The organism is bacterium, from assembly GCA_041648665.1.
In the GTDB taxonomy this organism is placed as follows: domain Bacteria; phylum UBA10199; class UBA10199; order 2-02-FULL-44-16; family JAAZCA01; genus JAFGMW01.
In genome coordinates, this window is the sequence record JBAZOP010000103.1 from 1 (window position 1) to 9,692 (window position 9,692).

Annotated in this window: 9 protein-coding genes; 3 read left to right on the forward strand and 6 right to left on the reverse strand. The window is 59.3% G+C overall.

Annotation, left to right across the window (positions count from 1 at the left end):
- Nucleotides 1–300: aspartate ammonia-lyase (gene aspA / locus WC683_17675; protein ID MFA4974439.1), on the forward strand; the 300-nt coding region annotated here is incomplete at its 5' end.
- Here aspA and efp read toward each other — a convergent pair.
- The gene (efp, locus tag WC683_17680) at nucleotides 301–858 is read right to left on the reverse strand and encodes an elongation factor P (GenBank protein MFA4974440.1); all 558 of its coding nucleotides are present in this window, start codon (nucleotides 856–858) and stop codon (nucleotides 301–303) included.
- Between the two features lie 37 nt (nucleotides 859–895).
- Nucleotides 896–3,502 (reverse strand): alanine--tRNA ligase, encoded by a 2,607-nt coding sequence (gene alaS / locus WC683_17685; GenBank protein MFA4974441.1) that lies wholly within the window; start codon nucleotides 3,500–3,502, stop codon nucleotides 896–898.
- A gap of 200 nt (nucleotides 3,503–3,702) precedes the next feature.
- On the opposite strand from alaS, the gene WC683_17690 reads away from it, so the two are divergent.
- Nucleotides 3,703–5,061: a putative zinc-binding metallopeptidase gene (locus WC683_17690; GenBank protein MFA4974442.1), complete on the forward strand. Its 1,359-nt coding sequence runs from the start codon at nucleotides 3,703–3,705 to the stop codon at nucleotides 5,059–5,061.
- Nucleotides 5,062–5,261: 200 nt separating this feature from the next.
- Here WC683_17690 and recA read toward each other — a convergent pair whose 3' ends face one another.
- The 4 genes from recA to WC683_17710 are packed head-to-tail and all read right to left on the reverse strand — an operon-like array spanning nucleotide 5,262 to nucleotide 8,705.
- Complete coding sequence (gene recA, locus WC683_17695) at nucleotides 5,262–6,365, reverse strand: recombinase RecA (GenBank protein MFA4974443.1); 1,104 nt, start codon at nucleotides 6,363–6,365, stop codon at nucleotides 5,262–5,264.
- A gap of 42 nt (nucleotides 6,366–6,407) precedes the next feature.
- Nucleotides 6,408–6,992 (reverse strand): RNA 2',3'-cyclic phosphodiesterase, encoded by a 585-nt coding sequence (gene thpR / locus WC683_17700; protein ID MFA4974444.1) that lies wholly within the window; start codon nucleotides 6,990–6,992, stop codon nucleotides 6,408–6,410.
- Nucleotides 6,989–8,215, reverse strand: coding sequence for a competence/damage-inducible protein A (locus WC683_17705; GenBank protein ID MFA4974445.1), 1,227 nt, complete (start codon nucleotides 8,213–8,215; stop codon nucleotides 6,989–6,991). The genes thpR and WC683_17705 overlap by 4 nt, the downstream gene beginning before the upstream one ends.
- A gap of 4 nt (nucleotides 8,216–8,219) precedes the next feature.
- Nucleotides 8,220–8,705: a phosphatidylglycerophosphatase A gene (locus WC683_17710; GenBank protein ID MFA4974446.1), complete on the reverse strand. Its 486-nt coding sequence runs from the start codon at nucleotides 8,703–8,705 to the stop codon at nucleotides 8,220–8,222.
- Between the two features lie 237 nt (nucleotides 8,706–8,942).
- Between WC683_17710 and WC683_17715 the strand changes: the two genes are divergently transcribed.
- On the forward strand, nucleotides 8,943–9,692 hold a 750-nt coding region (locus WC683_17715), incomplete at its 3' end, for a DNA repair protein RadA (protein ID MFA4974447.1).

The following is a 9,692-nucleotide window of genomic DNA, read 5'->3' on the forward strand; positions in this document are numbered from 1 at the left end:
ATCGCGGCGAATTTTCTGGAGTCGATAGAAATCCTCGCCAACGCCGCTCGCGTATTCGCAAACCGCTGCATCGCGGGCATAGAGGCGTGCGAGGAGCGCTGCACGAGGGACATGGAGCAGAGCCTGGCGCTGGCCACGGCGCTCGCGCCGAAGCTGGGCTACGCCGCAGCCGCGGAGATAGCCAAGGAGGCCTCGCGCTCCGGCCGCACGATTCGCGAGGTTGCGCTCGAAAAGGGCGCGGCCACAGAGTCCGAACTCGACGAACTTTTGGATGTCTGGAAACTCACACGGAACGACTGACTACGCCCTCTCCACGTACTCCCCGCTCTCGGTCTTTATCTTTATGACGTCGCCGGCCTCGACAAAGGACGGAACCAGCACCGTGAGCCCGGTCTCCACCTTGCACTTCTTGTAGGAGGCAGACGCGGTCTGCCTCTTGACCGAGGCCTCCGCCTCCAGGACCTTGAGGTTCACCGTGGTCGGCAGGTCCACGCCGATCGCGATGCCATCGTGAAACGTCACCTGAACCTTCGTGTTCGGGAGGATGAAGTTGATCGCGTCGCCGATCATCTCGTGGTCCATCTCGATCTGTTCAAAGGTCGAGGTGTTCATGAGATGATACCGGTCGCCGTCGTCGTAGAGGTACTCCATCTCGTGCTCCTCGAGAAAGGCCATCTCCACCTCCTCGGTCGCGCGAAAGCGGTTCTCGAACTGCACATTGTCTTTGACCCTGCGCATCTTTGCCTGGACCATGGCCCTCAAATTGCCCGGCGTCAGGTGCGTCACCGACAACACCCGGCACAGATCGCCGTTGTAGATTATCACGTTTCCCGATCTCATCCTGTTTGCCTGAACCATTGAATTCCTCCCATAAAAATCAATTTGCTTCGGGTCCCTACTTATTAATTTCGAGTTTCTTTTTCACTATCTCCATCGCCCTCTTCACGAACTCCGCGTAGCGGGCGACGTCGGAGCCCCTGCCCTGCGCGAAATCCGGTCTTCCGCCGCCCTTGCCGCCGAAGTCTTTTGCGATTTCATTCACCAGATCATTCACTTTTATAGGAACGGCCTCTTTCCTGGAAACGCCTAAGATCGGAATCCCGTCTCCAGCCAACGAACCGAGGATCACCACGTCCTTTTTCTCCTTGTCCCTGATCCTCTCGGCGGTAGCGCCGAGCGCCTTGATGTCCGCTCCGTCGACCGTTCCCACAAGAATATTGAGCTCGCCGATCTTGACGGTCTCCTTTTCCTTTATCTCGCCTGCGCCGGTTGAGGGTTTCTTCCCTTCGCGTTCCAGATTCGACACCTTTTCGACCAGCTTCTTCACCCTGTCCACCAGCTCGCCGGGCTGGGCCTTCAGCACGCGGGCCGCCTCGGCCCTCTGCATGAGCAGCGAATCGACGTACTCCTCCGCCCCTGCGCCGGTGACCCCCTCGATCCTGCGCACGCCTGCCGCGGCCGAGGACTCGGAGACTATCCTGAACATGCCTATGTCGCCGGTCGCATGCACGTGGGTCCCGCCGCAGAGCTCCTGAGAGAAGCCGGCGACGTCGATCATGCGAACGCGCTCCCCGTATTTCTCGCCGAAGAAGGCCAGCGCCCCGCGCGCGACCGCCTCGTCATAGGTGAGCTCGTAGGTGAGCACCGGGTAGTTCTTGCGTATGCCGACGTTGACCCTGCGCTCCACCTCCTTCTGCTCCTCGGGCGTCATGGCCTGGAAGTGCGAGAAGTCGAAGCGGAAGCGGTCCGGCCCCACCTGCGAGCCGGCCTGTTTCACATGCTCGCCCAAGATCTCGCGCAACGCTCGGTGCAAAAGATGCGTCGCAGTGTGGTTAGCGCGTATCCTGTCGCGGCGCTCGTTGTCGATCGCGAGCGTGATCCTCTCCCCGACTTTGAGCGCGCCGCGGACGACCTTTCCGCGATGCACGATCAGCTCCGGCAACGGCCTCTTGGTATCCGTGATCTCGACCTCCACACCCTCTGCCACGGCCACGCCGGTGTCGCCGACCTGGCCGCCGGATTCGCCGTAGAACGGCGTGGACGCGGCGACGAGCTCTATCTCCGTCCCCTCCGCGACCTTGTCGACGCGGGCGCCCTGGCTGATGAGTGCGAGCACCTGCGTCTCCGACGTCTCCTGATTGTAGCCCTCGAAGGCGCTCTTTATCCCCTGGGAGGAGATCTCCCTGTAGATCGACCCCACAGCCTCCTCGCCCGAGCCCTTCCACGCGGCGCGCGCCCTCTCGCGCTGCGCCTGCATGAACTTCTGAAATCCGTCCACATCCACAGCGAGCCCCTGCTCGGCGGCGATCAATTGCGTCACGTCGAGCGGAAAGCCAAACGTGTCGTAGAGTTTGAACGCGGTCTCGCCCGAGATCGTCTTCGCCTTCGACTCCTTCGCCGCAGCCATGAGGAGGTCCAGCCCCTTGCCCAGCGTTGCGAAGAAGCGCTCCTCCTCAGCCGCAATCACCTTGACTATGAAGTGCTCGTGCGTTGCCAAGTCCGGGTACGCCGCGCCCATCTCCTCGATCACAACGCCCACCATGTTAGAGAGGAACGGATCGTCCTTGCCTATGCGCTTGCCGTATCGGATCGCGCGCCTCAAGATGCGGCGCAGCACGTAGCCGCGCCCCTCGTTCGAGGGTATCACGCCGTCCCCTATGAGGAACGTGGAGCAGCGCAGGTGGTCCGCGATCACGCGGAGCGCGATCTCCTCGTCATTCGAGCGCTTCTCCCCAAGGCCCGTGGCCCTGGCCGCCTCTGCGATGAGAGGCCTGAACAGGTCGGTCTCCCAGTTGGATTTGACGCCTTCGACCACGGCGCAGAGACGCTCGAGCCCCATGCCCGTGTCGATGGAGGGTGCTTCGAGCTTTATCAGCTCTCCCTCGTTCGTGCGGTTGAACTGCATGAAGACCAGGTTCCAGATCTCCATGAAGCGATCGGAGTCCAGCTCCTTTGCATTCACCGGACCGGAACCGAAGTCCCAGATGATCTCGGAGCAGGGGCCGCAGGGACCGGTGTCGCCCATGGCCCAGAAATTGTCCTTCTCGTCCAGACGGAATATCCTCTCCTTCGGCACGTGCGCGAGCCAGAGTTTCTCGGCCTCGTCGTCCTCCCTGAAGACTGTGACCAGCATCTTCGCGGGATCGAGCCCGATCTTGTCGGTCAGGAATTCCCAGGCGTACGCGATCGCTTCCTTCTTGAAATAGTCGCCGAAACTGAAGTTGCCCAGCATCTCGAAGAAAGTGTGGTGCCGCGGCGTGTGGCCCACGTTCTCCAGGTCGTTGTGCTTGCCGGAGACGCGCATGCACTTCTGCGAGGAGCAGGCGCGCGTGTAGCTCCTCTTCTCCTCGCCGGTGAATGTCTCCTTGAACTGGACCATGCCCGCGTTGGCGAAGAAGAGCGTTGGGTCGTTGGCAGGGATGAGCGATGAGCTCTTCACCCTGGTGTGCCCGTTGTGTTGGAAGTACGCGAGGAAGGCCTCGCGGATCTCTGCTGCCTTCATGGGCTGAGAGCTCCTTTATCCAAGAAAATCAATAAGTTATATGGCGACAGAAACAGTCCCGCCGAAAAACCGCGCCAACCTAGCATCGGCCGAAATAAATGACAAGCCTCGAAATACCTATAACTCATTAGATTGATTGGATAATTATTTATTCAGTGCCAGACAACTTCGCCCTTACTCTCGGCCGATAATAAAGGTGCATGGATGCACCTAAAATAATTCAGCCTTGCAAACTCACAGATGACGAGAGCGAGTTCCTGGAGGACCTCACGGGGAACGAGTATGATCGAGCCCTGAACTGTGTTGATGGTCTTGAAATTTTTAACACTAAAATATGCCTGGTTCACGAAGCAGGGATAGACGAACTCGTTGTCGACGGGCAGAAACTCAATCTCCATGATGCAGACAGAGGCATAGCTCCGGATATTTCAGGGCATGATTTTGTCCTGTCAGGCGAGCGTGGAGACGACTGGTTTGAAAAAAAGATCGAGTGGTCCCAAAAAGTCGCGGATATCTTCGCCAGATGTGATCGAGGCCTTCGGATGTCCGGCACCGATATAGAACTGATTGAGCGGAATGAGCCTGACGAGATCAAAGAAAAACGACTCAAGAACTTTATCGAATATTATCAAAGGCTGACTCCTGGACAAGCCTTCAAGATCAGGGTTGTTGATTTTCGCCAAGATGACGAGCATCTCGGATCTGCCACGTCCCATAGCTTGCTGTCAGGGCAGATAGCCATATCCCCGGATGGACTGGAATTCGAACATACTTTTTTCCATGAAGCCGCGCACCTCATGACCACGTGGCTCAGCAACCTAGATATTGAAGCGGACAATTGGATGCAGACGGCTGGAAATGTATACGTGGGCGACGCATGGAACGATTTACCTGCGGACGCTGATTCTGCGATTAAGCTCGCTGTTCAGGATGGTTTTATATCCTGGTATTCGAGAAAAGACATGCATGAGGACATTGCGGAGCTTATCGCGTTCATAAACATCACGCCGGGATACGTCGGCTGGATGGCCAATGACTCACAAAAATTATGGGAAAAAATCGATTTCCTCTATTACCACGAACTTATAACAGAAGAGCAGATGATCGACGTGCTCAAACGGGATTACTCTTACATAGAACGTGAATGGAAGGATATCGCCGGCAATGTACAAATTGGAAAAGACACTGTATCGAAATTGTCCTACGAAGAACTTTTGAAAATGAGTTTCCTTAGCCGGGCGGCAGTCACCGACCCACGTAAAGATATCCTGTATTTCCTTGGCGCCATCAATGATGACCCCTGCTGGCTGAGGGGAGTGGTAAAGGATAATCCCAAGATTGCAGCCAAGCTGGAGTTCCTCTACGCGAACAGGATGATCACGGGCAAACAGTATGATTTCCTTACCTCCGAGAAACTGCCTGAGATGCCCGACCTCCCCTATTGCGCACAACCCATATGCGAATATGCGAGGGGTTCCTTCTGGGGAAGCGTGGAGTGCTACTTCAAGCTTGCCCTCGATAACGTCAAGTTTATCAACGCCCTGATGATGCCCATCTGAACGGGTCAGACAAAAAAACCCGCTGCCGATGCGACAGCGGGTGCGCTTGATTATTGAAGTGACAGTTTGTCATCCCCGAGTGATTTTATCGGGGATCCAGCAGAGGCAGCCCAGACTGGATTCCCGCTAGCAACATGCGGGAATGACATCTTTGAAAGATGTTACAATATTATGCAGCCTTCAATAATATCCACCCTCGCCTACTTCGTCGTCTTTGTCTTGGCCTCAGCCTTTGTCTCGGCCTTTGTCTCAGCCTTGACCTCGATCTTCTGTGTTGCTGCCTCCGCCCTCTTCGCGATGCCGTGCTTTTCAAGTATCGCCTTCTCAAGCCGCGACATGAGCTTCGGGTTCTCGGTGAGGAACTGCTTCGCGTTCTCGCGGCCCTGCCCTATGCGGTCCTCGCCGCAGGTGTACCAGGCGCCGCTCTTCTCCACGAGCCCCATCTCCGCGGCCAAGTCCAGCACGTCCCCCTCGCGGGAGATGCCGCGCCCGTAGATTATGTCGAACTCGGCCTGGCGAAACGGCGGGGCCACCTTGTTCTTCACGACCTTGACCCGCGTGCGCGAACCGATCACCTCCTCCGCCTCCTTGAGCGGCGCTATGCGGCGTATATCGAGGCGGATTGAGGAGTAAAACTTGAGCGCGTTGCCGCCGGTGGTGGTCTCGGGGTTGCCGAACATCACGCCGATCTTCATGCGGATTTGATTGATGAAGATGACCATGGTGCGCGACCTGGCGACCGCTGCGGTGAGTTTTCTCAGCGCCTGGCTCATGAGCCTGGCCTGAGAGCCCATCTGCGCGTCGCCCATGTCGCCCTCGAGCTCGGAGCGCGGGACCAGCGCCGCGACCGAATCCACGACGAGGATGCCGATGGCGCCGGAGCGCACGAGCGTGTCGGTGATCTCCAGCGCCTGCTCGCCGGAATCCGGCTGGCTTATGAGGAGGTCCTCTGTGCGGACCCCGAGCTTGCGCGCGTATTCGACATCGAGCGCATGCTCAGCGTCCACGTAAGCGGCGATGGCCCCCTCTCGCTGGGCCCCCGCCACGACCTGGAGCGCCAGAGTGGTCTTGCCCGAAGATTCCGGCCCGAATATCTCGATGACGCGGCCCTTTGGAAGCCCTCCCACGCCGAGCGCGATGTCGAGCGATATGGAGCCGGTGGAGATGGCCTCGACGCCCTGCAGATGCACCTCGTCCTTGCCGAGGCGCATGATCGCGCCCTTTCCGAACTGCTTCTCGATGGATGCGAGGGCGAGTCCGATCGCCTTCTCGCGGTTGTCAATCGACGGTGCTGCGGGTGTCATGGGTGTCGTGCCGGCCATATGATCTCCTTTTCAGGTTGGTTGCTATGATTTTTTCACGCCTCCGAGCGGGAAGCGCTTGAGTTCAGTGTATATCGGACCGTCCGGCGTGAGCACGCTCTTGTAGAGGGCGAGCGAGTTCACCGTGAAATCGCCGATGTCGGTATCCGCCATCTTCTCCACCATGCTGACCAGGGGCTCGCTGTCCTTGAACGGCGACTTCGCGCGGCCGAGCGTGAGGTGCAGCCTCAATATCCTCGGATCTTTCTTTATGCCCATGTCCGAAAAGGCCTCCTCCAGCTTCGCGTGGAGCGAGATGACGGTCTCGGTCTCGCCCTGCAAGCCCACCCAGAGGACCCTGGGGTAGCGCCAGTTAGGGAAGACGCCGACGCCGTGGCCCGCGAGCCGAAACGGCGACTGGTGGCGGACCTCCTTTTCGATGCGCTTCGCGAGATCGCCCATCAACATCTCCTCATCCATGTCCCCGAAAAACCGGATCGTGCAATGCATCAGCTCCGGCTTCACCCATTTGACCCCCTTCACCTTCGGGGCAAAGAGCTCGATGAGTTTGCCCAGCTCGGCCTTGATTTCTTCAGGTATGTCGAACGCCAGAAAGGATCTTATCTTCATCGGGTGAGGTATCTCCTTACCATGTCGAGGGCGGTGAACGCCACGATCTGTTTGAAACCTGTCCTGTCGCGCTGAAAGCAGTGCTCCACGTGCTCCACCGCGTCCGCCGTCGCCATCGCTATGTGGACCGTGCCCACCGGTTTCTTCGGAGTGCCGCCCGATGGCCCGGCGATGCCGGTGACGGCGAGGCCCATTGACGCGTGGCCGGACCTCCTTATGCCCTCGGCCATCGCGATCGCGGTCTCTTTCGAGACAGCGCCGTGCTCCTCGATCGTGACAGCCGGGACGCTCAGTATATCCTCTTTCGAGCGGTTGCTGTAGGTGACCGCGCCGCGATCGAACCATGCGCTCGCGCCGGCGACGTCGGTCGCCATGGAGCAGATGAGGCCGCCTGTGCATGATTCGGCGACAGCGAGCGTCATACCCCTCTTCACAAGAATATCGCCCACCACCGCTGCAAGGGAAGTTTCGCCCTCTGCGTAGATGACTTCGCCGAGCCTCGCGCGGATGTTTTTCCCGGCGGATTCGATCATGCGCCTGGCCTCGGCTTCCTTGTCAGATCTCGCGACGATCTTGAGCAACACCTCCGGAAACTTCACCCTGAACGAGAGCCTGGTGCCGGCCATCTCCGCGCCCTTGAGCCTCTCGTCGATGGAGGCCTCCGGGATGCCGAAGCAGCGGAAGACCTTTTCTATCCGCGCCCCGCCTGCCTGCGAAGCGAGCCACGGTTCCACCGAGTCCGCAAATATCTGGTAGAGCTCCCTGGGCACGCCCGGCAGGAATATGAACTCCTTCCCAACGAGCGTGGCCTTTACTCCCGGCGCAGTGCCGACCGTGTTACGCAGTATCCGGGAACCCTCGAAGATCATGGCCTGTTTGTCGTTGGACGATGACGCCGGCCTGCCGATCCTGTGGAAGAAGGCGCGTATCTCCTCCATCACGCCCTCGTTGCGCACGAGCTTCCTGTCGAACTCGCGCGCCGCGGCCTCTATGGTGATGTCGTCCGCCGTGGGGCCTAAGCCCCCGGTCACGATGACGACATCCGCGCGTTCGGAGGCAAGCCTCAAGATATCTCCGATCGCATCCATGTCGTCACGGGCCGAGGCGTGCATCACGACCTCGTGGCCCAGAAACGTACAGCGCTCGGAGATCCAGGCGGAGTTGGAGTCGACTATCACTCCCTGGAGAACCTCGTCGCCCGTTGTGAGGACTGCTATCTTCATCTCGCTACCACCAGTTGATCCCCTGGATGCCCATGGCCGGGAGCACGAACTCCAGGACGAAGAGCGATATGCTCGCGTAAACGCCGGCCATCACGTCGTCCAGCACCACGCCCTTGCCGTCCGAGAAACGGCGTTCGATCCAGCGGACCGGCGGGGGTTTTACGATGTCGAATATGCGGAAGAGCACGAAGCCCACCACCGCGAGCGCGAACGACGGCCGATGAAAGGCCATGGTGACCAGGAGGCCGGCGACCTCATCGATCACCACCTGCGGCGGGTCGACCTCTTCGAAGATCGACTGCGCGCGGCCGGCGACCCAGATCGCGAATATGATGAAGGTGACTGTGAAGATCGCGTACGACAGCGGCGGAAGCGTGCGCACGAGCCAGTATAGCCCCAGCCCGACGACGGTGCCCCATGTGCCGGGGGCGAGCGGTATGCGGCCGACGAAGCAGCCAGTGGCGAAGAATGCGATCGCGTGCTTTATCAAGTGCTGCCCTCCATTTATCAGCGGGCGACGCTATCACCAGATGGCCCGGTTGACAACGGCGAACAATGCACATGCTGTGCCAATAAAAATCCTTTATTTATCAAAGAACCTTGAAAAAGAGGTGCTGCGAATCGCAGCAGGCATGACGAATTTCATCCATGCGCCGTTCACTTATCAATAAGTATTTATTTTAGTATTTATTTGAAATGTGAACGCCTCGCTGGTAGAGCCAAAACCGTGGCAAAGCCCAGGACCATATTCTCCTGCCAGAAATGCGGCGCGCAGTCTTCCCGATGGGTGGGCCGCTGCGCCGAATGCGGCGACTGGAACACCTACGTCGAGGAGCGCGAGAACCCGGAGCCCAAAAACCAGCGCTCCTTTGCCGAACCATCCAGACCCTGTGCGCTGGCCGATATCCCATCCGGCGAGGGCAGCCACGTTCCCACCGGCATCGGGGAGCTCGACCGCGCGCTCGGCTCAGGCTACGTGCCGGGCGGGGTGACGCTCATCGGCGGCGACCCGGGCATCGGCAAGTCCACCATAGTCATGCAGGCGCTGGACAAGATCGCCGCCGCAGGCGGCAGCACGCTCTATGTCTCGGGCGAGGAGAGCGCCTCCCAGATAAAGCTGCGCGCGGAGCGCATGGGACTCGCGGGCCACGGCCTCTCGGTCCTCACGGAAAATTGCGTCGAGCGCATCCTCGATCAGCTGCACAACACGAAGCCGGCCATAGTCGCCATCGACTCCATCCAGACCATGTTCACCGGCGATCTGGCATCCGCGCCCGGTTCCATCGGCCAGGTGCGCGAGTCGGCCGCAAAGATCCTCGACCACGCAAAGCGCATGGGCGTGGCCACGTTCCTAGTGGGGCACGTAACAAAGGACGGCGCAATCGCAGGGCCCAAGGTGCTGGAGCACATGGTGGACACGGTCCTCTACTTCGAGGGCGAGCGCGGGCATTCGTTCCGGATCCTCCGCGCCATCAAG

Bases quoted from the DNA above. Each gene is read 5' to 3' on its own strand.
- thpR (MFA4974444.1), bottom strand. From the start codon at position 6,992: ATGAAGATAAGATCCTTTCTGGCGTTCGACATACCTGAAGAAATCAAG.
- WC683_17705 (MFA4974445.1), bottom strand. From the start codon at position 8,215: ATGAAGATAGCAGTCCTCACAACGGGCGACGAGGTTCTCCAGGGAGTG.
- efp (MFA4974440.1), bottom strand. From the start codon at position 858: ATGGTTCAGGCAAACAGGATGAGATCGGGAAACGTGATAATCTACAAC.
- recA (MFA4974443.1), bottom strand. From the start codon at position 6,365: ATGACACCCGCAGCACCGTCGATTGACAACCGCGAGAAGGCGATCGGA.
- WC683_17690 (MFA4974442.1), top strand. From the start codon at position 3,703: ATGGATGCACCTAAAATAATTCAGCCTTGCAAACTCACAGATGACGAG.
- alaS (MFA4974441.1), bottom strand. From the start codon at position 3,502: ATGAAGGCAGCAGAGATCCGCGAGGCCTTCCTCGCGTACTTCCAACAC.